We start from the raw sequence: 26,181 nt of genomic DNA on the forward strand, positions 1-26,181 counted from the left end.
CAACGCGCGTTACGACCCCGACCATTTCTCGCACGCTAAAGCAATCCATGCAATCGCAAGTCGGTCGCATATTTGGCGATGATTGGCGCCGAGACTTGCGGAATGTCGTGACCGGAACCGATCTTGGCATCTCGCACCGCGGCCTGGAATCGGTCGGCCGGTGCCATGGACCCCCGCGAGGGATCCGGCGGCTGACCATCCCAGCCGTGATCCTGCAAGATTTTCAGCATCTGCAACACAGAGCCTTGGCGTTGATGATCCGGCAAAGCGTGCAGGCCGGCCTCGAAGCGCGCCACCCATTCACTGAAATCGCTGATGCGTTCAATCGGGTGGCCGGCCTCGATCAACCAATCGACGTACTCGTCGATTCCGATGCCGTCGTCATGTGGATTCATCACGTGATACGTCTCGAATCCGGTGACCGCTCCGGTAGACGAGCCCGCCGGCTGTCCTCCCAGCGTCGTGATCGCCTCGGCAACGAATTCCACAGGAAGTCCGTCGAAGTGCGCCCGTTGACGATCGCCTTCGTCGGTCAGCCGGTAGACGGAATGTGGCGCAACACCGGTGGCGACAACGCTCAGCACCATTCGGGCGACCGTATCGGAGGCATTCACCTGGCCCGCGTAACTGGTGCCGACCATGATCATGCCCGAGCGGAACACCGTGACCGGCAAGCCAACCTGCTCGTGGGCCTCGCGGAGCAGCACCTCGCCCGCCCACTTGCTGTTGCCATACCCGTTGGCGTAGCTCCCGTCGGAAGGACGAATGGCGCTGATGAGCCGGATATCGGCGTCCTCGACAAAGGTCGACTTCTCGATCTCGCGCCCGACGTCTGCCGTCGACACAAACGTGTACGGCTTGAGCTTCGAGGTCAACGCGAACCGGATCAGCTCCGCCGTGCCAACCACGTTGGGTCCGAACAACTCGCTGTAAGGCAGAACGCTATTGACCAGCGCCGCGGAATCGACGATCAGGTCGACGGTCCCGGACAGCCGTTGCCAGGTCTCGTCATCCAGACCGAGGCCAGGCTCGGCCTTGTCACCGGCAATTACCTGGAGACGGTCGGCGGCGAGCGCTTCGTAAACCCGGATGAGTTCGGCGTCTCCGCTGTCGAAGGTCTTGTCGAGACGACGTCGAGCATCTTCGTCAGACTTGGCACGCACGAGGCAAATCAGCGTGCCATCAACATCTTCCAGCTCCTTGAGCCATTGCAGCACGAGGTAGCGCCCCAGGAAACCGGTGGCCCCGGTCAGCAGCACCGTCCGCGGACGCGCGTTGGCACGGGGCAGTGCCGGAGCCGCCTGCAGCGTCGCCTCGTCGATGAACTTGTCCAACGTGAGGTCGCTGGCCCGCACCTCCAAGGCGCCGGGTCCGTGTACGGATGCATAGGTCGGCCCACTGACTCCGGAGCTTGCGGCGCCGTCCAGATACACACTGAGGCTGCGCACCGACGGTGACTCGAACAGAGTCCGCACCGCAAGCTGCGCATCGAGCGACGTGTTGATCGCGGCAACCACGCGCATCGCGGAGATCGAGTCGCCACCCAGATCAAAGAACGAATCGTCGGTCCCCACCCGCTCGACACCCAGCACCTGGGCGTAGATGCCGGCGACCGCCTCCTCAGTCGCATTGGCGGGCGCGCGGTAACGGGCCCTGTCGTCGTACTCAGGTATCGGAAGGGCACGCTTGTCGAGCTTGCCGTTGACGGTGAGTGGCAACGCCTCCAGCCGTACCACCGCGGCCGGGACCATGTAGGGCGGCAGTCGCTTGGCCAAGGAGCTGCGTAGTTGGGCGGGCTCGCCGGCCCCGATGAAGTACCCGACCAGGCGCTTGTCTCCGGGGCGGTCCTCGCGGGCGATCACTGCCGCCTGCTCCACCCCGTCCAGGTCGGCCAGGGCGGCCTGGATCTCACCGAGCTCGATGCGGAAACCGCGAATCTTGACCTGCTCATCGGCGCGGCCCAGATACTGCAGTTGTCCGTCGTCTCCCCACGAGACCAGGTCCCCGGTGCGATACATGCGCGCCCCTGGCTCCCCGAACGGGCATGCCGTGAACCGCGATGCGGTCAGCGCCGCGCGGCCGACATAACCGATACCAACGCCAAGTCCGGCCACATACAATTCGCCGACCACACCCGGCGGCACCGGACGCATCCACCGGTCCAGGACAAACAGCGCGGCGTCGGGCACCGGAACACCGATCGGCACCACGCCCGATCCGGCGATCAACTCGCCGAACGTGGCATAGATGGTGGTCTCGGTCGGGCCGTAGCCGTTGATCATCACCCGGCCGGGTGCCCACTTGTCCACCACTTCGGTGGGGCAGGCTTCGCCCGCGACAACCAATGTCATGTTGTCCAGACCCTCCGGGGACAACATTCCGACCGCCGAGGGGGTTTGGAACAGGACGGTGACCTTCTCCCGGATCAGCAGATCGCGGAAATCGTCCGGGGACCGAACCACCGAATCCGGAACGATCACCAACCGGCCACCGTGCAGCAGTGCGCCAAAGATCTCCCACACGGTGATGTCGAAGACAAGCGACCCGGCCTGCGTCCACACCTCACCGGGCCCGGTGGGCATGTGAGTGAGCGGGAACTTAAGTGCTTGGGTCACATTGGAGTGCGCGATGGCCACACCCTTGGGGACACCGGTCGTTCCCGACGTGTAAATCGTGTACGCGATGTCATCGGGTGCCGGGGTGAGCAGAGGCGTATGGCCGTAAATGGCGCCGGTGGGGTCGTCCTCGGCATCATCGAACTGGACGACGGAGACTCCGGATCCATCGAACCGTGCGCGTAGCTCGGCAGTCGTGACAGCCGCGACCGGCACGGCGTCGGACAGCATGAACTCCAATCGCGTATCCGGCACCGAGGGATCGATCGGCAGATAGGACGCTCCGGTCTTGAGAATCGCGAGGATCGCCACGATCGCGTCGTCGGAGCGGGGCATCAGGAGCGCCACCGACTCACCCGGACCGGCGCCGTAGATCGCCAGCAGATTCGCCAATCTCGTTGCGGCCTCGTCCAGCTCGCCGTAGGTGGTGGAGCGGCCCTCGAACGTCAGCGCCACCGCCTCCGGGGCACTATTGACCTGCTCGGCGAACGACTCCGGGATGGACAGCACCGGCTCCGGCCCCCGCGCCAGCACCTTGCGATTGCCCCAGCCGTCAAGCTGTTGGTGCTCACTGGTCTTCAGCACATCCAGCGACGAGAGCCGTTGCGAGGCATCGGCAACCATCGACGTCAGCACCCGCTCGAACCGCTCGAATACGGCCTCGATTTGGGTCGCGTCGAACTTGTCGGTGTCGAATTCGACGCGAATTCCCAACTCGTGACCGGGTAACGCCATCACCGACAGCGGGTAGTGGTTGTACTCGCGCGTGACGAACTCGGTGATCGCCAACTCCTGCACACCCGTGAACGCGCTGGTGTCGATCGGATAGCTCTCGTACAGGAAGAGGGTGTCGAACAATTGCTCGTGGCCCGCGATGTGGTGAATCTCGTTGAGGGCCAGATGCTCATGCTCGATGGTGTCGTTGTGAGCACTCTGCAACTGCGCCAACAGCTCTGAGACTGTGGTGGTCGCGGTGGCGCGCGCCCGCACCGGCACCGTGTTGATGAGCAGACCCACGATCGAGTCGGATCCGGCCAGCTCTGCGGGCCGGCCCGAAACCGCCGTACCGAATGCGACGTCGTGCTGTCCGGTCACCACCATGAGTAGTTGTGCCCAGGCGGCCTGCAACACCGTGCTGATCGTGGTGTGCTGCGACCGCGCGAGATCGGCGAGGGCCTGCGTGGTCTCGGCCGACACCCGATAGGACTCGATGCCTCTGGCACCCGGAGGCGCGGGCGGAGCGACGAGCGTGGGAGTGTCGAAGCCCTCCAGCACCGTGCCCCACGCCGAGCGTGCTGCGTCACGATCCTGTTCTGCCAGCCAGCTCACGAAATTGCGGTACGAGGACGGCGCCGGGAGCCGATGCCCGAAGTAGCTCGCGAAGATCTCCTGCAACAGGATTGGCAACGACCAGCCGTCGATGACGACGTGGTGGAACGTCAGCACGAACCGGTGCTTGTTCCCCTGAGTGCGAATCAGCGCCGCGCGCAACGTCGGTCGATCGGCAAGGTCGCAGACCGCGGCACGCTCAGCGGCGCAGAGCCGCTGAATCTCTTCGTCGGGAGTCAGATCGTCCCCGCGAAGGTCCAGGTATCGCCATGCGATGACCGGATCCGCAAGAATCACCTGTACCGGATCTCCGAACTGAGTGCAGAACCGGGCCGCCAGGTTGGGGTGACGGCGCACCACTGAGTGCACCGCGTCGCGGAGCCTGAGCTGGTCGACCAGACCGGTCACCGTGATGTCGAGCTGTACCGCATAGAAGTCGACTCCGGCTGCCTCGTCTTCCAGTACGCCGGCCGCACGGGCGAACGTGGTGTGGAAGAGCAGACCCTGCTGGATCGGTGTCAGCGGGAGCACGTCAACGATGTTGTGCTGCTCGTGCAGCTCATCGATCTGCTGTTGGCTCAACTGTGCGGGCGCGATATCGGACGGGGTCAATCCGCCGCCGCCGTTGCGGACATACGCGCAGATTCCGGCGAGTGCCTCGAACCACAGCTGACTCAGCCGCTGCACCTGAGGCTCGGTGACCGACGAGGGCGCCCATGTCCACCCGGCCCGCAGATGCGCGCCGGATTCGTCACCGAGTCCACCCTCCACGATTCCGGCATTGAGATCCACCGTGTACATCAGCGGCATCGACACCGAGGACGCCACGCTGGTCGAGGTCAAGCTGTCCTCGTTGATCCGCCACAGGTCGTCCCCGAGATCCGCTGCCCCGGCACCGAGGCGCCCGAGGTAGTTGAACCCGATGACCGGCTCCGGCGCGGCCAGATCCACATCGCGGTTCAGGTAGCGCAGCAGTCCATAGGTCAACGGATCGGGAAGTGCGCGCAGTTGTTCCTTGGCGCCCTTGACGATTGGCCCCAATTCGGCAGCTCCACCGGCAACTTCCTGCCAGGACAGACCCCGTACGCTCAACGCCACCGGGTACTTGGTGGTGAACCAGCCGACGGTACGCGACAGATCGACATCGTCTGCCAGCTCTTCGTGACGCCCATGACCCTCGACGCCGATGCCGACCGAAGCCACATTCGAATCCAGGAATTCGTTCCACGCCAGCCCGAATGCGATCAGCAGAATGTCTTGCACCCCAGCGTGAAACGCCGCCGGGACCTCACTGAGCAACTCGCGGGTGGTCTCCGCGTCCAGCGATACCGACAACGTCTTGGCAGTGGCGTAGGTGTCCAGCTCGGGCAGCACGGCAGGTAATGGCGCGGGAACCGCGGTCACCTCTCGCCAGGTGTCGGCCGTTGCGAGCACCTCGGCGGAATGCGCGTGCTCGTTGAGCAGCGACGACCAGCGGGCGAACGAGGTCCCGCCGGTCGGCAACTCCACCGGTTGCCCGCCATGGTGCTGCGCCCAGGCGATGTTCAAGTCTTCCAAGAGAATTCGCCACGACACACCGTCAACGGCCAGGTGGTGAATCATCAGGGCCAGCTGCCGGGTCTCGGGGACCCAGACCGCACTCAGCTCAGCGCCCGTGGCCGGATTCAGCTGCGCGCGGGCCGCCACCAACTCCGCATCCGACAAGGTCTCGGCGACACGCAGGCAATCACGCGCGTTCACCGCCCCCTTCTCCGGGACGGTCAGCGACCACACGTCGGTATCGGGGGCATCGCTGTCCTCGGCACGCAACCGCAGAGTGGCATGCCGGTCCAGCAGCGCCTGCAGCACGACGACGACATCGTCCTCGGTCACCCCGGCCGGGGCCTGCAGCACGATCGTCTGATTGAACTGGTCGGTGGGACCTTGTACGCCGTGCAACCAGTGCATGATCGGCGTAGCCGACACCGGGCCGATGCCCTCGTCGACGACTCCGGACTGGCCGTCCGAGAGCACGGCCACCGCCGCTACCCCACTGACGGTCTGTTCGACGAAGATGTCGCGGGGCCGGCACACCACCCCGGCCGCCCGCGCCCGCGACACCACCTGCATCGACAGGATGCTGTCGCCACCGAGATCGAAGAACGACTCGTCGACGCCCACGCGATCGACTCCGAGAACCTGGGCGTAGATATCGGCCAAGATCTTCTCGACAGGTCCGGTCGGTGCACGGTAATCCGTACCGACACTGCGGTATTCGGGTGCGGGAAGAGCACGCTTGTCCAGCTTGCCGTTCACCGTCAGGGGCAGCGTCTCCAGCACCACCACTGCGGCCGGAACCATGTACGCCGGGAGCCTTTCGGCCAGTGCGGTGCGAGCCTCGACCGGGTCGGCGCTCCCCATGATGTAGCCGACAAGGCGCTTGTCGCCGGGACGGTCCTCGCGGGCGATCACCACCGCCTGCTCGACTCCATCCAGGCGGGCCAGTGCCGCCTGAATCTCACCAAGCTCGATGCGATACCCGCGGATCTTCACCTGCTCATCGGCGCGGCCCAGATACTGCAGCTGGCCGTCCTCACCCCACTGCACCAAATCTCCGGTGCGATACATCCGCGAGCCCGGCCCACCGAATGGGCAGGCGAGGAACCGCGATGCGGTCAGTCCGGAGCGATGCGCGTAGCCGGGCGCGACGCCGTTGCCTGCGACGTAAAGTTCACCGACCACCCCCTCCGGCGCGGGCCGCAGCCACTTGTCCAACACGAACAGCGCCGCCCCGGGCACCGGCGAACCGATCGGTGCCACATCCGAACCCGGCCTCAGCGGTCCACTCATCGCCGCGTAGATCGTGGCCTCGGTCGGGCCATAGGCGTTGATCATCGTTCGTCCGCTGGTGGCCCATCGATCCACCAGTTCGGTCGGGCAGGCTTCACCGGCGACGATGAGCGTCGTCGACTCCAACCGCTCAGGCGACAACATCCCTGCGGCCGAAGGTGTCTGGCACAGGACGCTGACCTTCTCGCTGATCAACAGCTCGTGCAGCTCATCCGGTGAGGACGCGATCGATTCCGGGACTACCACCAGGCGGCCGCCGTGCAGTAGCGCACCCCAGATCTCCCACACCGAAACGTCGAAGACCAATGAATGCCATTGCGACCACACCTGGCCGGGTCCGGCCGGTAGATCGGCGCGCACCGCGTCTACCAACTGGGTGACGTTGTGGTGGGTGACCGCAACCGCTTTGGGAACCCCAGTCGTGCCCGAGGTATAGGTCATGTACGCGAGGTCATCGGGCTCCGGGGCGGGGAGCGCGGAACTCGGCTGACCGTCGATCAAGGGATCGTCGATCTCAGTGACCCGTACATCGAGTCCATCGAATCGCGAGTTCAAGTCGGCCGTGGTGAGAACCGCAACCGGTTCGGCATCCGACACCATGAACTTGATGCGCTCGTCGGGATGGGCAGGGTCGATGGGCAGATAGGCAGCACCCGTCTTCAGCACCGCCAACAGCCCGATGATCGCCTCGCCCGAGCGCGGAACCAGTAGCCCCACAACCTCTCCCGGGCCGGCTCCATTGCCCGCCAACAGATGGGCAATGCGGTTGGTGACCTGATCCAGATCGCGATAGGTCCAGGACCTGTCCCCGCACACCAGCGCGACGGTCTCCGGCGCGCGCTCCACCTGGACAGCGAACAGCACCGGGATCGCGACGGGTTCGGCGGTGGGCTCGGTGAGCACCGCGCGGTTACCCCATTCGTCGAGTCGGTCGTGATCGTCGTCGTCGAGAAGATCCATCGACAACAAAGTCCGGGTGGGATCGGCGCTCATGCGGGCTCCTTCTTGTTCCCTTTGACATCGGATGTCATGGCCTCCAGCACACGCTGGAACCTCTTGACCAACTTTCCAATTCGGACGGCGTTGAAGACGTCAGTGTCAAATTCGACGCGGAGTCCCAGCTCGTGGCCCGGTGTGGCTTGCACCGCGAGCGGGTAGTGGTTGTACTCACGATTACTGAACCCGGTGATGGACAACTCGTGCACACGCGATAGTGCAGCCGTGTCGATCGGGTAGTTCTCGTAAACGAACATGGTGTCGAACAGCTGATCGTGTCCGACGGCATGGTGAATCTCGTTGAGCGCCAGATGCTGATGTTCCAGCGTGTCTCCGTAGGCGCCCTGCAGTTGGTTCAACAGGTCGGCGATGGTGGTGGTCGGCGTGATGGTCGCGCGGACCGGCACGGTGTTGATCAACAATCCGACCATCGATTCGGCGCCGACGAGGTCGCTGGGCCTGCCGGACACCGCAGTACCGAACGCGACATCGTTTTGGCCCGTGAGCCACATCAGCAGCTGAGCCCATGCGGCCTGCAACACCGTACTGACCGTGGTGCGGCAGGAGCGTGCGAGCTCACCGAGTGCCTGCGTGGTCTCGGCGGACACCTCGAAGGACTCCACCCCACGCCGACCCAGCACTATTCGGCCGGGCGGACCGACAAGTGTCGGGGTCTCGAAACCTTCGAACACGTCACGCCAGGCCGACCGCGCGCTGCTGTTGTCTTGTGCGGCCAGCCAGGTGACGAACCGGCGGTACGACACCGGCGCCGGAAGCCGCTCGCCGAAGTAACTGGCGAAGATCTCTTGCAGCAGGATCGGCTTGGACCACCCATCGAGCACGATGTGGTGATTGGTCAGCACAAACCGGTACTGGTCCTCCCCGGTTCGGGCCAGTGCGGCCCGGAAGGCCGGTTGTCCGGCGAGGTCGCAGACCGCTGCCCGCTCTGCGGCGGAGAGCCGGTCGACCTGTTGCTCGACGTCCAGGCCACCGTCCGCGTCGAACTCGATGTATTGCCACGCGAGTTCGGGAGCAGCGGGAATGAGCTGTATCGGTTCGCCGAATTCCTCGTAGAAGGTGGCAACAACGTTCGGGCGCCGCGTGATAGCGGTGTGCACGGCCTCCTGGAGCCGCTTCGGATCGAGCGGGCCGCTCAGGGCGACATCGAGCTGCACCGCGTACAGATCGTCACTGCCGTCCATCGCTTCCGGTGCCAGATTGGAGTGGAACAACAGTCCCTGCTGCAGCGGCGTCAGTGGCAGCACATCGGCGATCTGATACTGCTCGTGCAGCTGGTCGATCTGTGACTGACTCAGTCGCGCCGGAGCGACATCGGACGGAGTCAGTCCGCCACCACCGGAACGCACATGCGAGCAGATCCCGGCCAACGCGTCGAACCAGAGCCGGCTGATCCGGTCAACCTGGTCGTGACTCAACGCCGAAAGCGCCCACGTCCACGTCGCGTGCAGGCGACCCGAGTCGGGCCCAGCACCTTCCATCACGCCGGCATTGAGTTCGACGGTGTGCCCCAACGGAGTCGGGACGGACGTCGCCGCAGCCGTGATCGACACCCCATCCGGGTCTATCCGCCAGAGGTCCTCGGAGAGATCCGCACCACCGGCGCCAAGGCGGCCCAGGTAGTTGAACCCGATAGCCGGGTCCGGTCCCCCGACACCGGCGTCGGGGTTCAGATACCGCAAGAGTCCGTAGGTCAGTCCGTCGGGCAACGCACGCAGTTGTTCCTTGGCGTCCTTGATGATTGGGGCCAGTGCCGAGTTACCGGCCACCACGTGTGCCCAGGACAGCTCACCCACTGCCAACGAGACCGGGTACTTACTGGTGAACCAGCCGACGGTGCGGGACAGATCCGCATCGCCTGCGAACTCTTCCTGCCGACCGTGGCCCTCGACGTCGATGCCGATCGGGGCTCCGTTCGAGCCGAGGAACTCGTTCCATGCCAGGGCGAAAGCGATCAACAGGATGTCCTGGACCCCGGCGTGGTACGCCGCGGGCACCTCTCCCAGCAGTTCCCTGGTGAGATCGGCGTCCAGCGATACCGACAACTGTCCCGCGCTGGCATAGGTATCCATCGTGGGATGCGCCGCCGGCAACGCGGCCGGAATCGCCTCTACCTGGCGCCAGGCGTCGGCCAACGCCACCACGTCGGCGGCGCGTGCGTGCTGGTCGAGCAGTGTCGCCCACCGGGCAAATGATGTTCCTCCCGGCGGCAGTTCCACCGGCTGTCCGCCGTGATGCTGTGCCCAACCAATGTTGAGGTCTTCCAACAAGATGCGCCATGACACCGCATCCACCGCCAGGTGGTGAACGATGAGGACCAGCCGACTGCTGCCGCGCTCCCACAGTGCACTCAGCATCGAACCGCTGGCAGGGTTCAGCCGCGACCGCGCCTGACGCAGCGCCTCGTCGGTAAGAACGTCCACGGCGAGCAGGCACTCGCGTGCGTCTACCGTCCCTGTCTCCGGAACCAGGAGCGACCATTCGCCATCGCTGTCTTCGGCGCGAAGCCTCAAGGTGGCGTGTCGATCCAACAGGGCTTGCAGCACGGTGACCACGTCGTCGTCGGCCACTCCTTCGGGGGCCTGCAGCACCACGGTCTGGTTGAACTCGTCGACCTTGCCGCCGAGCCCATGCAGCCAGCGGATGATCGGCGTGGCCACGACCGGACCTGTGCCCGCGTCGACAACAGCCGTCTCGCCATCGGCGAACACTGCGACCTGAGCCAGCCGCGATACGGTCTGCTCGACGAAGATGTCACGCGGCCGCAGCAGCAGACCGGCGGCGCGCGCACGGGCAACCACCTGCATCGACGAAATGCTGTCTCCGCCAAGGTCGAAGAATGAATCGTCGACGCCGATCTGTTCGACACCGAGCACTTGCGCATAGATGCCGGCCAGGATCTCCTCGACAGCATCCTCGGGAGCCCGATAGTGGTCGGCGTCCTGATACTCCGGCGCCGGTAGCGCCCGAGTGTCGAGCTTGCCGTTGACTGTCAACGGCATGGCGCCCAGGACCACGACGGCCGCCGGAACCATGTAGGCGGGCAGTCGCTCGGCCAGCACCGCGCGCACCGCAGCGGGATCCAGGGTCCCCTTGGTTGATTCGGTGATGTAACCCACCAGCCGCTTATCGCCAGGGCGGTCCTCGCGCGCGATCACCGCTGCCTGATCTACGCCTTCCACACGGGCCAGTGCCGCGTGTACCTCACCCAGTTCGATGCGGTACCCACGGATCTTCACCTGCTTGTCGGCGCGTCCCACATACCGCAGCTGACCGTCTTCGCCCCACTGCACCAGGTCGCCGGTGCGGTACATCCGCGAGCCGGGCGCCCCGAACGGGCATGCGACGAAACGTGTTGTCGTCAGGTCCGAACGCCCCAGGTATCCACTCGCCTGGCCGGACCCTGCCACGTACAGCTCACCGACCACGCCCACCGGTACCTGCCGGAGCCAGCCATCCAGCACGAAGAAGGCCAGATGCTCCAGCGGCACGCCGATCGGGCTGCTGGTGCTATCGACGTCTCCGCTCCCGATCTCGCGGAACGATGCGTGCACCGTCGTCTCGGTGATGCCGTACATGTTGATCATCCGCGGAAGCCCCGGATGACTGTCAAACCAGGGTGAAAGACGCTGCGGTTCAAGTGCCTCGCCGCCGAAGACCACCGTCTGCAGCTTGAGCTGCTGTCCCACCTCGGGTTGCATCGCATCGGCGGTCTGCAACGCGTAGAAGGCCGAAGGAGTTTGACTCAGGACGCTGACTTGTTCACTGACAAGCATGGCGTGCAGATCTTCTGGGGAACGGACAACCGCGTCGGGCACGATGAGCAGCCGGCCCCCGTACAGCAGCGCGCCCCAGATTTCCCATACCGAGTAGTCGAAGGCCAGGGAGTGGCATTGCGTCCAGACCTGACCCAGATCCAGTTCTGCGTCAAGCGATTCCAACAGCTGTGCGACGTTGCGATGGGTAACCGCCACGCCCTTGGGTGCTCCGGTGGTTCCCGAGGTGTAGATGATGTACGCGATGTCGTCGACAGCGGGAACGGGCAATGCCACGTCCGACTGTCGATCCACGGCGGGATCGTTGATATCGACGGCAGGTATCCCGGACGCGCCTAGACGCGGCAGCAGGTCCGCCGTCGTGACCGCGGCGATCGGCGCCGCATCGCCCAGTACGAATTCGACCCGGGAATCCGGATGTGCGGGATCGATCGGTAGATATGCCGCCCCGGTCTTCAGTACGGCCAAGATCGCCGCGATCGCCTCTCCGGTACGAGGGAGCAACAGTGCCACCCGCTCACCCGGGCCGGCGCCACGGCTGACCAGATGATTCGCCAGCCTGTTGGCGGTCGCGTCCAATTCGCCATAGCTCCAGGAACGTTCACCACAGGTGATCGCGATTGCTTCCGGTGCCCGCATCACCTGTGCGGCAAAGAGTTCCGGGATCGACGTCAATGCCAGTTCCGGGCGGGTCAACACCGCGCGGTTACCCCACGTATCCAACCGGTCATGCTCACCGGCGTCGAGCAGGTCGATCGAAGACAACCGGGTGGCCGGGTCCGCGATCATGGCCGTCAGTACCTGACGGAACCTGTCAACGATGATCTCGATCGCCGCCAATTCGAATACATCGGTATCGAATTCGACCCGCAAGCCCAGCTCATGGCCCGGCATGGCCACAACCGACAACGGATAATGGTTGTATTCGCGGCTACTGAAGTCGGTGATGGCCAACTCCTGCACGCCCAGCTGCGCGCCGACGTCGATCGGGTAATTCTCGTACACGAACAGCGTGTCGAAGAGCCTGTCGAGGCCGACCGCATGGTGAATCTCGTTGAGCGCCAGGTGCTCGTGCTCGACGGTGTCGTTGTGGGCACGTTGCAACTGGTCCAGTAGATCTGCAACGGTGGTGGCCGCGTTGATGTTTGCACGCACCGGCACCGTGTTGATCAACAATCCGACCATCGATTCGGCACCGACGAGGTCGCTGGGCCTGCCGGACACCGCAGTGCCGAATGCGACGTCGTGCTGCCCGGTCAACCAGGTCAGCACCTGAGCCCACGCGGCCTGCAGCACCGTGTTCACGGTGGTGCGCTGCGCACGCGCCAACTCGGACAGTGCGCGGGATATCTGCTCCGACAACCGATACGACTCCGAGCCCCTGCGACCTGATGAGGCGAGCGAACCAACCAGCGTCGGGGTTTCGAAACCGTCGAGTGCCACGCCCCATGCTCGTTGCGCAGCAACGCGATCCTGTGCTGCCAACCAAGTGACGAAGTTTCGGTACGGCGCAGGCGACGGTAGACGCTGCCCGTAGTAGGCACCGAATATCTCCTGCAGCAGGATCGGCAGCGACCAGCCATCGATCACGATGTGGTGAGCGGTCAGCACCAGCCGATGCCTGCTTTCCGCGGGGCCACCGAGCCCGGAGATGAGCGTCGCCCGAAAGACCGGCTCGGTGAAAATCTGGCAGACCGCCGCACGTTCGGCCGCACACAGCTGCTCGACTTGCTGATCCACATCGCCAACCAATTCGGCATGCTGCCAAGCGATCACAGGCTCCGCGGGGATGATCTGTACCGGCTCCCCATACTCCTCGCTGAAGCGGGCGGCCAGATTCGGGTGGCGTTTCACCACCGCGTACACCGCATCACGCAAGCGGCTCGCGTTCAGGGGACCGGTGACCGTGAGACCCAACTGCACCGAGTAGACGTCGTCCTCGGCGGAATCTCCGGTGGCTTCAGCAAATCCCGCCTGGAACAGCAGTCCTTGTTGCAGCGGGGTAAGCGGCAGCACGTCGGTGACTTCATACTGCTGCACCAACGCGTCAATCTGCTGCTGAGTCAGGCGCGCAGGCGCCAGATCAGACGGGGTCAGGCCGCCTCCGCCGGAACGCACATGAGCGCAGATCCCGCTGAGAGCCTCGAACCACAACCTACTGAGACGCGCGGCCTGTGCATCATCCAAAGCCGAAGGCGCCCAAGTCCAATTGGCCCGAAGCTCGGGTCCGGACTCGGCGTCCGAATTTGTCTCGACAATCCCCGCGTTGAGCTCCACCGAGTGGGCCAATGGCATCGAGATGGCCGCAGCCACATCGGTCAGCGATAGGCTCTCGTGGTCTATCCGCCAGAAGTCCTCGGAGAGCTCGGCCGCTCCCGCACCCAGACGCCCGAGATAGTTGAACCCGATTGTCGGCTCCGACCCGTCCAGCCCGATGTCGGTGTTCAGGTAACGCAGCAAACCATAGGTCAGCCCATCCGGCAGCGCGCGCAACTGCTCCTTGGCCGCCTTGATCACGTGACTGAGGGCCGACTCGCCCGCTGTCACCTGCGCCCACGACAGCTCCCCTACCGCCAATGACGCCGGGTATTTGGTGGTGAACCAGCCGACGGTGCGCGACAGGTCGATGCGGCGGTGCACGGCTTCACCGATTTCTTCCTGACGCCCGTGCCCCTCGATGTCGAACGCGATCGGCGCGCCCCCGGCGCCCAGGAACTCGTTCCAGGCCAGCCCGAAGGCGATGAGCAGAATGTCTTGCACCCCAGCATGAAACGCCGCGGGCACCTCACCCAGCAGATGCCGAGTGGTCTCGGCATCCAATGACAAGGACAGACGTCCGGCGTTGGCGTACGTGTCGGTAGTTGGCTGAACCGCGGGCACGTGTGCGGGTGCGGTCAGCACCTCCTTCCACGCATCGGCCTGCGCCACCACTTCCGTGGACCGCGCGTGTTCGGAGAGCAGTGAAGACCAGCGGGCAAACGATGTTCCACCGACCGGCAGCACCACATCGGCTCCACTGTGGTGCTGCGCCCACGCGATATTCAAGTCTTCCAACAGAATTCGCCATGAAACACCGTCGATGGCCAGGTGGTGAATCACCAGCACCAGCTGCTTGGTGTCGGGAACCCACGCCGCGCTGAGCATCGCTCCGGTGGCCGGGTTCAGTCGAGAACGTGCCGCCACCAACGTTTCACCCGATAACGCGTCGATGACACGTAGGCAGTCGCGGGCGTCTATCGCCCCCACCTCCGGGACAAGCAGCGACCATTCACCAGCGTTGTCCGTGGCACGCAGCCGCAGGGTGGGGTGGCGATCCAGCAATGCCTGCAACACCACAACCACGTCGTCCTCGGACACGGCCGCGGGTGCCTGAACCACAAGTGTCTGGTTGAACTCGTCGATCGCGCCCGCCGAATCCTGCGCGCCGCGCAGCCAATGCATGATCGGCGTGACTTCTACGGGACCTAGTCCCTCGTCCACCACATCGGCTTCGCCACCGGAGATTTCGACGACGGCGGCCAGCCGCGACACCGTCTGTTCGATGAACACATCGCGCGGCCGGCACAGCACACCCGCCGCCCGGGCGCGCGCGACCACCTGCATCGAGAGGATGCTGTCACCGCCCAGATCGAAGAACGAGTCATCAACGCCGACACGATCGACACCGAGCACCTGGGCGTAGACGCCGACCAGAATTTCCTCGACGGCGGTGCCGGGGGCGCGGTAGTCGGCCCCCAGTCCGCCATATTCGGGAGTCGGCAATGCGCGGGTGTCCAATTTGTTGTTGGACGTCAACGGCAATGCCTCAAGCACCACCACCGCGGCGGGAACCATGTAGGGCGGAAGGCGTTTGGCCAAGGTGCTACGCACTTCGGCAGGGTCGACGGTCCCGGTGACATAGCCAACGAGACGTTTGTCCCCGGGCCGGTCCTCACGGACGATCGCGGCGGCATGGTCCACTCCGTCGAGTGCGCTCAACGCCGCTTGAACTTCACCGAGTTCAATACGGTATCCGCGAATCTTGACCTGCTCATCCGCCCGGCCCAGATACTGCAGTTGTCCGTCGTCTCCCCACGAGACCAGGTCCCCGGTGCGATACATGCGGGTACCGGGCTGCCCGAAGGGGCAGGCCACAAATCGGGAGGCCGTCAGGTCGGAGCGACCGATGTATCCGCAGGCGACACCTTCACCGGCCACATACAGTTCTCCGACGACGCCGGCAGGCACCGGTTGCATCCAGGTGTCCAATACGAAGAGCGCCGCGCCGGGTACCGGCGCGCCAATGGGAACGGCGGAGTCCGGCGCCCCTGCCACCAGCGGCGCGCTGATCGCCACACACATCGTGGTCTCGGTCGGACCGTACGCGTTGATCATCACCCGCCCGGGAGCCCACCGCTCGACGACCGAGGCCGGGCACGCCTCCCCGACCACCGCGAGCGCCGTGGACTCCAGGCCCTCCGGGGAAAGCATGGCCACAGCCGACGGAGTCTGCGTAAGTACGGTGACCTGTTCGGCGACCAGCACGTCGTGGAATTCCGCCGGTGAGCCCGTGATCGATTCGGGGACGACCACGAGCCGGCCACCGCGCAGCAGCGGGCCCCAGATCTCCCATACCGAAACGTCGAATGCCAGAGAATGGCACAGCGGCCATACGCCAGGGTTTGGTAGGCCGGCATCCAGCGACGACATCAGCTGGGTGACGTTGTGATGGGTGACGGCCACGCCTTTGGGCGCTCCCGTGGTTCCCGAGGTGTAGATGATGTACGCGATGTCATCTGGTCGAGCACCAGACGCGGGAGCCGTGGGCTCCGTTCCGGCAGCGGAGGCGTCGAGGTCGATGATCGGCAGATCGAAACCGTCCAGTCGCGCCCGGAGTCCGGCTGTGGTGATCGCCGCGGCCGGCGCCGCATCTCCGACGATGAACTCGAGCCGCGACGCCGGTACCGCGGGGTCGATAGGCAGATATGCCGCCCCGGCCTTCAATACGGCGAGTATGCCGATGACCGCCTGAGCAGAGCGGTCCGACAGCAGGACCACACGGTCGCCGGGACCCACGCCTTGCGATACAAGCTGACCCGACAGCGCATTGGCGGCCTCGTCCAGCTCACGGTACGTCAGAGTGCGCTCACCGAAGGTCAGCGCCGGGGCCTCGGGATCGGCGGCCACCTGAGAGAAGAACAGTTCGGGAATCGATACACGCGAGGCAACCGGTCCCGCGAGAACCGCACGGTTACCAACCTCAGCCAAGCTCGTGAGCTCGTCGTTGACCAGGGAATTCAGCGAGGAGAGCCGCCGATCAGGGTCGGCCGCCATCTCCGATAAGAGCCGCTGCAACCGCTCCGTGAGATTCGGCACTCCGAATTTCGAGAACGGCAGTCCGTCGCCCGAGGTGCTCAGGAGCAGTTGGTCACTGGCTCCGATAAAGAAGAGTCCGAAGTGCCCCATGGGGCCGTGGTTGGTGTACGTCGCCGTGGCGGGCACACCGGCGAGGTCCAACGTGAGTCTCATGGGGATGAAGTTGATGGCGACGCGGTTTCCCGCCTGCCGGGGGCCCCGGAGACCGAATTCGCCGCCGTCCAGAACATGTGCCGGGAATCGTTGATGCTTGAGCAGTTCGCGAATGCGCACATCAACGTGCTGGCAGAATTCGGCGACCGTGGACTCCGGCGGGGCACTGAGTACCAGCGGCACCACGCCGGCCAGCATGCCCGGAAGCGTCTTCGACTCGGGACGAACACGGCGGCTGACCGGGAAGTCCAGCGCCACTTCCGACCCGCTCGTGGACCATCCGCGGACCAACAACGCACAGGCCGCTGTGATAACCGAGTACCGGCGAACACGCAAAGCCTTTGTCAAGTCTTTGATTTCGCCGACTACGGTGTCATCGATCTGAACCGACGCTGTCGGTGTGTAGCCCTCATGGCCCTCATGAGCATGCGGCGGGCGGGGATCGAGGCCGCTGTCCGGCGGAAGGTTACGGCTCCAGTACTCCCGATCCTCTGTGTAGTCGGTGGAGGCTTCGTACTCCGCCTCCAGATCGACCAGATCCTGCAGGGTGCCGAAGTAGGCGTCGGGAACCGGATCCCCCGCGACCAGTGCGGAGTAGATCGATGCGATTCGGCGACTCACGATCGCCATGCCCAAGCCGTCCAGGTTGATGTGATGGCACAGCCCGAACATGTAGTACTGATCGTCCGCCGTTCGGATCAACGCGAATTTCAGCAGTTGGTCGGTCAAAGGCATCAATGTGCGTTGGATCGATGAGGCGATCTGGCGAGCGTGCTCGACAGGATCTTCTGAATCACGCACGTCATGGAAGTCCAATACGAGTTCCGAATGGTCAATCGCCCTCTGAACGATCTGACCATTGACCTCAAGGAAGGCGGCCCGCGCAGGCTCAGCTTCATTGATTGCCTGACGGACGGCTTGCTCAAGTAGAACTCGTTCTACTTTTCCTTCGATTCGAACCAAAAGGCCGAGCTGCCACTCCGCACCGACGAGACCGCTTTCCTGGGAAAGCCAGATATCCAATTGTCCGCGCGAAAGCGGTAATGCCCCGTCTTCAGACTCCAACATTCGCCTACCCCCTCTCCGAAGGTTCAGCGCCCAAGACCCCCACCCTGCGCCAATCTCTCGCGCAGGCTCTTCGGCCGGATATCGGTCCAGTTTTGTTCGATGTACTCCAGGCAGGCGGCACGGTCCGCTTCACCGAATACAACCCGCCAGCCATCAGGCACGTCAGCGAAAGCCGGCCATAGGCTGTGCTGCTCCTCGTCGTTGACCAAGACGAAAAAGCTTCCCTTGTCATCATCGAATGGATTGATGCTCACGCTTTCTCCAGGTTGCTTCGGTGGACATCGCAAACATACGGCTGAATTTATAGCGGCGTAGCGGGTTTCACAAAGTTCTAATCTTCGCAACTTTGACACATCGTTGCTTACTACCGCAACTAATTAGCCACAATATCGGTATGAATGTATTTATCCAGGTCAAGTATGGTTAGATAGGTCTCTAGTTGTTGCGATGAACGCGCATATGAGTATACCAAGTCTGAGCACGCCACGTGAGGCGAGCGTGAGGCCGTCGGCGAGAGCAATCAAGTCACCATCGGTTGGCCCATCGTCCAGCAAAGTATGATACTAGAACTGGAGACACACGTTACCTAATATTGAGGCTTGCTGCGTGTCTTAATCAAGTAACTTGAAGAAGTAGCCCACAGCTCAATATTTGGATGTTTTTCGAGTTCAGGTAACAGGTCGGGCCATTCCGTTACATTGCGCGCTGCACCAAGAGTGTTACAACCGGGTGCGTATCGAATGAACTCGCCGCGACCTGAATTCTGATTCAGCCGAGAACTGATGGGACAGAAGCCGTCCTAGCAACAGAATGTGACGGAGTATCGGGTACCTGGAAGTAAATGTGGTGACAAACCACTACGAATTAAGTTCTCGTCTATAAGAAATACCGAAGATATCCATGGCGGTTTGGCCACCTCAGCGGCTCCTGTCGGCGCCACAACAAATTCCACGAAAAACATTGTTATGCGCGCACCTCCAGAAATATCCTGTGGCCGCAAAGATCATCCATACCCGCACCGATTACACCGAGCACAGCATCCTCACAGCGTTCCTCGTCGCACATCGTCAAAAGTGTGCGGAAGCGGCCCGTGAGACCGCTTTGACCAACGATGAGAGCGCCCGCGAAGGCGATATTTTCATGCGGACCGTGAAGGCCCGGCCCATGGTGGGCCTGCTACCGAAATAGTTCAGTCGTCAAGGTGCTCGGGACGGGCTTGCGTTCCCTCGATGGGCGAGGATCCGGCCGGCATCAGCATGACGAACACCGGTAGCCGCACAACGGCACCGTTGAGGATCGGCAGCCGGATCGCGACGGAAACGACCTCCAGCTCCAGGCGCTTCCCCCGCCGAGTCTCCATCTCCAGGCGCCCGGGTAACTGCCTGGGCGTCGCGAGCCAGTCCAGACCGCGCTCTATCGACTCGACGACGTTCATGCTTCGACTATACCCACTCGACGATGAAAATCCTTGTCGGAAGACGAATCTGCCGTACTGCCTATGCCTTGGTGAAGCTGTACATCCGATACTCCACAGCTCCCCCGCTCCGTAGGTCCTCGTAGGCACGCTGGGCCGGCGCAAACCTGCGAACCATCCCGCGCAAGAGTCTGGGCGTGGCGCGATCGATCACGTACCGCCAGCGCTCCAAGTTCTTCTCCATCCCGCGCCGGACCTCGACATTGATCCCCCGCTCGGACACCATCCGTAGCGGCGCGTTCGCGAGTGCCACCTTCCACCCAGCGACATCCTGAGCACTGCGCGCGTCTGCGTAAAGAAAATGTCCGCCCGGGCGGAGCACACGCGCCACCTCGGCGAGAAACACCGGAAATTGGGGATATAGATGCGACGACTCGATATTGATCACCGCATCGAAGGACTGATCGGTAAATGGCAGGTTCTGCGCATCTCCGTGCGTGAACTCCAGGCCCGGAAGATTGTGCCGTTTGCGACAGAACTCGATCCCGTCTGGATTGAGATCCAGTCCCGTATAGGACGTCGGATGCAATGTGCGTACGAGGTAGGAAGCTCCGCCGCCGTGGCCACAACCGACCTCCAGCACCCGCCTACCGTCGAGCTCGGTCTGGGTAGCGGTGCTGTGGTAGAGCTGGATGGAATACCGATCGGGCTCATCGGACGCCGACAACGGGACATCCATCGCCGGATCCTCTTCGTAGCCGTAATTGAGGAACACGACGTTCTCTGTTTCGAGCTTACGGGTGGCATGCCGGTAGATGAACTTCTGCACCGCCTGAGTGAACTGAGCGTTCAGCTTGAAGATGACCCAATCTCGCGACTTCCGAACCGGATGACTGCGCACCATAGGCGAATTATGGCAGAGTTCTGAGTTTCAGGCTGGCTTATCGAACTCCGAACTGCCTTGCGACAGTTGGAGAACCAGAGATAATGACCCAGTTATTCGGTCCACCAACGCGACAACGACTGAAGGGCCAGGAACGGAATGAAGTTTGCGCTGGCGTGCTACGGCACTCGCGGCGACGTCGAGCCCTCCGTCAGCGTCGGATGCGAGCTGACCCGCAGAGGACACGACGTCTGCGTGGCAGTTCCCCCCGACCTCGTTACCTTCGCGGAGTCGGCTGGACTGGCCGCGGTTCCCTACGGCCCGGAACTACAGGATTTCCTACAGGACGAGTTCCTCCGGAATTTCTGGACTCAGTTGGTACGCAACCCCGTCGGTACGCTGCGTGAGCTGTGGGCGCCTATTGCCCGATACTGGAGCGACACCAGCGCGACGCTCGCCGCGGTGACAGACGGAGCTGATCTGTTGTCGACGGGACTCAACTTCGAGCAATCGGCCGCCAACGTGGCCGAGTATTTCGGCATCCCCCTGATGATGCTGCACCACTTCCCGATGCGTCCCAACGGTCAACTGCTTCCGATGCTTCCGGCACCGCTCGTACGATCGGGCGGCATGCTCTCCGAATGGCTGCTGTGGCGCGCCACGAAGAACGCCGAGGACACGCAGCGACGCGAGCTCGGCTTACCCAGGGCCACCGGCCCCTCGCCACGCCGGATCGCCCGCAGCGCAGCCATCGAAATACAAGCCTATGACGCGGTCTCTGTTCCCGGGCTGGCCAATGAGTGGGCGAAATGGAATGGCAAGCGGCCTTTCGTCGGAGCCCTCACGATGGGGTTATCTACCGCGGCCGACCATGAGGTGGCATCCTGGATCGCCGCGGGGAAACCGCCGATCTGCTTCGCCACCGGCAGCATTCCGCTCGAATCACCGGCCGACACCATCGAGATGATCGGTTCTGCATGTGCGGAACTGGGTGAGCGGGCGCTGGTCTGCGCTGGCGGTACCAATTTCGGTGACATCCTCCAGCCCGACCATGTCAAGGTCGTGGGCGCCGTCAACTACTCTGCCGTCTTCGCCGCCAGCCGAGCTGTTGTTCATCACGGAGGTTCGGGCACCACGGCCGCCAGCCTGCGAGCCGGCACCCCGACCCTGATTCTGTGGAGCACAGCCGATCAGCCGTACTGGGGAAACCAGCTCGGCAGGCTGAAAGTCGGTGCTGCTCGCCGGTTCTCGGCGACCAATCGAAAAACACTGGTGGCTGATCTGCGTCGTATCCTGGCGCCCGAGTACGCGGCAGCCGCCCGCGAGTTGGCCACGCGAATGACAAGCCCTGAGGATAGCGTCTCCAAGGCCGCAGATCTCTTCGAGGCCGCCGCCCGCGGTAAGGCAAGTAAGAAATGACCCCTACTGCGGTGGTTTGATAATCAGACCCTGGCCGGTGGGCAAGGCCACGATGTATACGCCCAACTCGCGCGCCACCTCATCCATGGCAATACGCTGCTCGTCGCGACCGCGGTTCGCGTAGTCGTCCAGGAGCACAAATGCTCCCGGTGAAAGTCGCGGCCAGAAGTATCGCAGTGTCGCGACTTCGGGTGGTGCGCAGTTCATGTCGATATGCAGGAACGCCACCGCATCGGCGTGAACTTCCTCAAGCGTTTCAGGAACTGCACCAGCGATGACGCGCTGGTTCTTCCACTGCGCAAAGTTCGCCTTGACGCTGTCCACGGAACTCACGTACATGCCGTTCCGTACGAGTTCCTCGCTCTTCTCGAGCGCCCCCGAGTCGCGTTCACCCGCGCTGACGAAGCGCGGGTCGAGTCCGGCGAAGGTGTCGAGGAGATAAAAGGTCTTCCCCAGTCGATCCCAATCGAGGTACTCCATGATGGCGCTGCTTAAAAAGCCGTAGCTGACGCCACATTCGACGAAGTCGCCCTTCACCTTGCTCGCGCTGGCAGCCGCCCACAGCCCGACGTGAACGCGCCAATGCCACTGATACCAGTCGGTGCCACCGAGCGCGCGGACACCGCGCTGATATGCGCGCTGGAACGCCGGATCATCGAGGAATGCGTGATTGTTGAAACAAATCAGCGCATCGTTCGAATAGACGTTGGGCAGGAGCGTGCGCGCAAGCCAATATTCCTTGCGAACCGCCCACAGCCAAATACGGGTACGGAGCGTTAGCTCATCTGCCACAGCGGAAACGATAGCATCCGCCGTCAGGTTGGAGATGAGAAAAGCGCGTGGCGAATCGATTCAATCAAGTCGAATAGCTATGGCTCACAAGCTGATCGATGCCGTATCCGACCCTCACACCGCATCGCGCTCCACCGGCGCCGCTGGCGCGGTGTCTACCTCTGCGGGACGTTTTCGGTTCAGTCGAGACTTCAGCGAGATCGCTTGCTTTTCCACCACAAACCAACTGAAGGCCGCTAGCGGCACGGTGGCCGCAGTGGCAATAGCGAAGAACAGCAACAGATTCAGACTACCCAGTCCCATGACGACCAGTAGCTGTTGCACGGGATAGGCATAGATGTACGTACCGTAGGACAGGTCGTTGCGCAGGTTCAGTCGTGGATTGTGAATGAGCGATCCCGAAACGATGACCGCATACGCCAACGGCAAAGCCGCGATATCCCGATAGTTCTCCAACAGTCCGGAAGCCAGCACGATCACGACGCTCACCGCAACGAGCGACCAGCGCGCAGGAATGACGTCTTTGTACTGGTTCAGCAGGGCTCCTGCCGCGAACATGACAGCGAACCGTGCCACCATCTGCGCGATAGAAGTCGCCGCGAAGACCGGGTACGAGAGATACGCCGTGGCACAAAGGAATAGCACGAAGGCTGCGGGAACAACCCATCGCCGCTTCAGGAGTCCGACGACGCCCAGCACCGCCACCGCGATGTAGCAGATCATCTCGAAGACAAGCGTCCAGATTGACCCGTTCCATACGCCCGGCCATGGGACACCGCGCGGGGTGCCATCGACACCGGCGTAGTACACGTTCAGCAGACCATTATTGATGACGTACTCGACCGGCTTGTGCGACGAGAACAACGCCGAGACCGAGCCGCCCTGGATGAGGACACTGATGGGGGCGATGACGAACGCGATGATCAGTAGACACACCCACAGCCCCGGGAAGATGCGAAGGCCACGGGCAATCGCGAAATCACGAAGCTTGGGTTTGCGCAGCCAACTCGCGGTGATGAGAAAGCCCGATATCGCAAAGAAGCCGTCGACGCCGACCTGCTCGATGAGTTGCTCGAATGGGCGATAGGTGATCGTTCGACCGGTCAGCGGCCAGGAGTGCCAGAAGATGACGCTGACCGCCAGGATCAACCGCCATGCGTTGAGCGCATTGTTTCTCGGGTCGAATACCTGGCCGAGCGTCGAGTTTCTCGCTGGCCTCGGCCCCTCCGGCCCACTCACGCGGAACACCTTGAGCGAGCGAACTGCTCCATGGCATCAGCGGCGGCCTCCGCGCTCTCACCCGGTGTGGTCATTCCGTTGGCGAGCTCGCGAGCCCGGTCAACGTAGTCCGGTGCCAGAATCTGGCGCAGATCCGCAATCAGAGATTCTCGCGTGGTGGTCGAAAAACGCCGCGTGGTACCCACTTTCAGCTTCTTTATCTGTCCACCCCAAAGCGTCTGATTGGCATCCATCGACAAGATCAATGTGGGGACCCCGGCGCGCAGGCTTGCCGCGGTTGTGCCGGAACCCCCGTGATGCACGACCGCCCGGCAGGCCGGAAAGACCGTCGCATAGTTGACTGCTCCCACGACCTTCACGTGGTCGGGAAGCTGCGCATCGCTGAAGTCGGTCCATCCCGCGCCTATCAAGGCCCGCTCTCCCAGCTCCGCACACGCCGAGCCGATCATTTCGAGTGCGGCAGTGGGGGATTCGACCGGCATACTGCCAAATCCGAAGAAAATTGGCGGCGTCCCGGCAGCGATCCATGAGGCGACGTCGCTATCGGCCTCGGCGGTCAACGCCATGGTCAGCGATCCGACGAACGGCCGCAAACCATCCCATTCCTTCCACTCTTCGGCCAGGCCGGGGAAACAGACCTCGTCATAGCCCTGGATCTCCAGGGAGCCGCGCTCGGCGATTCGCTGAGGCGACGGCCGTGAGGCCTTCGGTAAGCGGAGCTCACGCCGCTGCGTGTCCTCCACCTTCTTATTCAGACGCCAGGCCACCCAATCGAACGCCGTCATTGCCGTACGCCCCAACCGGGACGGCAGGATGGTGACAAGCTGACCATTGGGCCGCATCGGGATGTGATGAAGCGTGACCAATGGGATGTCATGGTATTCAGCGACATTCGCAGCGGGCTCCTGGTAACTCTGTCCCGCGAACAACACATCGGCGTCCTGGGCCGCGGACATCAGCGTGGTGTTCATCTGCGCCCAGCATTCGTCGCTGAGCTCCCACATCTGACGCCACATCGTGCGAATCTCCCCCACCTTCCAGAAGGTGTGGAAGAAGAACGTCCAGAAATTGCGATAAACGTCCAGCCAGGTCTTCGTATCCAACCCGTAGGAAACAGTCTCCAGACCAGCCGACTCCGTGAAGCCGATCAGGTCGGGCGGCACAGCCATGACCACATCGTGTCCCCTGCGCTGTAACTCACGAGCCACGACAACGGAGGGCTCGATATCACCCCGGGTTCCGTAGCTCGCCAGCACAAACTTCATCGCCTCTAACGCCTTTCGGGTATCGCGGTTCAGCGGAGTCGGGCCGCCGTCATTCCTTACGCCAGAACACGCCGGTTCCGTCAATTTCCTTGATCTCGGCGGTTATCCCGTGCTTCGTGCGGTAATCGGTGACGGCCTGTTTGCACGAGTCGAGCGCATGGTAGTCGTCGATGATGCAAAAGCCTCCGGGAGACAAACGTTCGTAAAGCCCGTCGAGCGCCTGGATTGTGGATTCATAGAGGTCACCATCAAGCCGCAATACAGCGATTTGTTGAATCGGGGCATCATGCAGCGTGTCTTTGAACCAGCCTGGAACAAATCGAACCTGATCGTCCAACAATCCATAGCGCTGGAAATTGGCCCTGACATTCTTTTCGGTTACCGCCAGGATGGGTGCCGCAAGGTGCAGCCTGTCGCCCTTGTCCGCCTTGTAATGCGCGGTGTCCGGCGGAGGTACGCCCTCGAACGAATCGCAAAGCCACACGTTCCGCGTGGTATCCCCGTACGCGGCCAGAACCCCGCGCATCAGGATGGACGCACCACCGCGCCATACACCGCATTCGACCAGGTCGCCTGGCACGTCATCGGCAAGCACCGTCTCGACGCACTGCTGCAAGCTGGTGAGTCGCTGCATACCGATCATCGTCAGCGCATCCGCCGGCCAATCCAGGCCCAAGTCGCGCTTGTGCGCGTCGAACGGACGCTTGCGCACAAGCACGTAGTCGCCAAATTTGAAAAAGGGGCGGTGCAGCCAGTTCCAACCCACTGGCACAAGTTCATCAACTCCGTATCTGGTGAGGTCCTGCCGAAGCAGACCCAGATAAGCGGATCGAGTGTCGTAATCGGTCACGGTCAAGAACTGCCCCTATCTCGAAATGCTGGTGTCCCGTCCCAGCGCTAACAATAGCCGTCTGCGCGACTCCGTCGACACGTTTCGGACCGGGCTACTCCCCTTGTAGGGGCTGCATTTTCAGCAGAATCTGTCAAGAATTCTTATGAACGAATGTCGCCAAATATCTGCGGCACGCTG

Annotated in this window: 11 protein-coding genes; 2 read left to right on the plus strand and 9 right to left on the minus strand. The window is 63.0% G+C overall.

Features of this window, described 5'->3' with window-relative positions; translation table 11 throughout:
- Window positions 1–35: 35 nt before the first annotated feature.
- From BB28_RS20685 to BB28_RS20695, 3 genes are read right to left on the minus strand one after another with little or no spacing between them, the layout of a single operon-like run.
- Complete coding sequence (locus BB28_RS20685) at window positions 36–7,766, minus strand: non-ribosomal peptide synthetase (RefSeq protein WP_046254861.1); 7,731 nt, start codon at window positions 7,764–7,766, stop codon at window positions 36–38.
- Entirely contained in the window at window positions 7,763–18,139 is a 10,377-nt protein-coding gene (locus tag BB28_RS20690; protein ID WP_075874145.1) for a non-ribosomal peptide synthetase, read from the minus strand. The genes BB28_RS20685 and BB28_RS20690 overlap by 4 nt, the downstream gene beginning before the upstream one ends.
- 23 nt (window positions 18,140–18,162) lie before the next feature.
- A complete protein-coding gene (locus BB28_RS20695; RefSeq protein ID WP_005062145.1) occupies window positions 18,163–18,393 on the minus strand; it encodes an MbtH family protein in 231 nt (76 codons plus the stop codon).
- A gap of 736 nt (window positions 18,394–19,129) precedes the next feature.
- Between BB28_RS20695 and BB28_RS20700 the strand changes: the two genes are divergently transcribed.
- Entirely contained in the window at window positions 19,130–19,327 is a 198-nt protein-coding gene (locus BB28_RS20700) for a hypothetical protein (protein WP_046254862.1), read from the plus strand.
- Window position 19,328: 1 nt separating this feature from the next.
- Here BB28_RS20700 and BB28_RS20705 read toward each other — a convergent pair whose 3' ends face one another.
- Window positions 19,329–19,574: a hypothetical protein gene (locus BB28_RS20705; protein WP_030096380.1), complete on the minus strand. Its 246-nt coding sequence runs from the start codon at window positions 19,572–19,574 to the stop codon at window positions 19,329–19,331.
- A 61-nt stretch (window positions 19,575–19,635) separates the two neighbouring features.
- A complete protein-coding gene (gene mtf2 / locus BB28_RS20710; RefSeq protein WP_046256032.1) occupies window positions 19,636–20,415 on the minus strand; it encodes a fatty-acid O-methyltransferase Mtf2 in 780 nt (259 codons plus the stop codon).
- A gap of 180 nt (window positions 20,416–20,595) precedes the next feature.
- On the opposite strand from mtf2, the gene BB28_RS20715 reads away from it, so the two are divergent.
- Complete coding sequence (locus BB28_RS20715) at window positions 20,596–21,855, plus strand: glycosyltransferase (protein ID WP_046254863.1); 1,260 nt, start codon at window positions 20,596–20,598, stop codon at window positions 21,853–21,855.
- 3 nt (window positions 21,856–21,858) lie between these two features.
- Here BB28_RS20715 and BB28_RS20720 read toward each other — a convergent pair whose 3' ends face one another.
- From BB28_RS20720 to BB28_RS20735, 4 genes are all read right to left on the minus strand, one after another.
- Entirely contained in the window at window positions 21,859–22,647 is a 789-nt protein-coding gene (locus BB28_RS20720) for a TylF/MycF/NovP-related O-methyltransferase (RefSeq protein WP_046254864.1), read from the minus strand.
- A 114-nt stretch (window positions 22,648–22,761) separates the two neighbouring features.
- Window positions 22,762–23,886: an acyltransferase family protein gene (locus BB28_RS20725; RefSeq protein ID WP_046256033.1), complete on the minus strand. Its 1,125-nt coding sequence runs from the start codon at window positions 23,884–23,886 to the stop codon at window positions 22,762–22,764.
- Window positions 23,883–25,151 (minus strand): glycosyltransferase, encoded by a 1,269-nt coding sequence (locus tag BB28_RS20730; RefSeq protein ID WP_046254865.1) that lies wholly within the window; start codon window positions 25,149–25,151, stop codon window positions 23,883–23,885. Before BB28_RS20730 ends, BB28_RS20725 begins: the two co-directional genes overlap by 4 nt.
- A gap of 49 nt (window positions 25,152–25,200) precedes the next feature.
- A complete protein-coding gene (locus BB28_RS20735; RefSeq protein WP_030096374.1) occupies window positions 25,201–26,001 on the minus strand; it encodes a TylF/MycF/NovP-related O-methyltransferase in 801 nt (266 codons plus the stop codon).
- Window positions 26,002–26,181: the final 180 nt, after the last annotated feature.

The sequence above is a fragment of the Mycobacteroides chelonae CCUG 47445 genome, assembly GCF_001632805.1.
Taxonomy (GTDB): Bacteria; Actinomycetota; Actinomycetes; order Mycobacteriales; family Mycobacteriaceae; genus Mycobacterium; species Mycobacterium chelonae.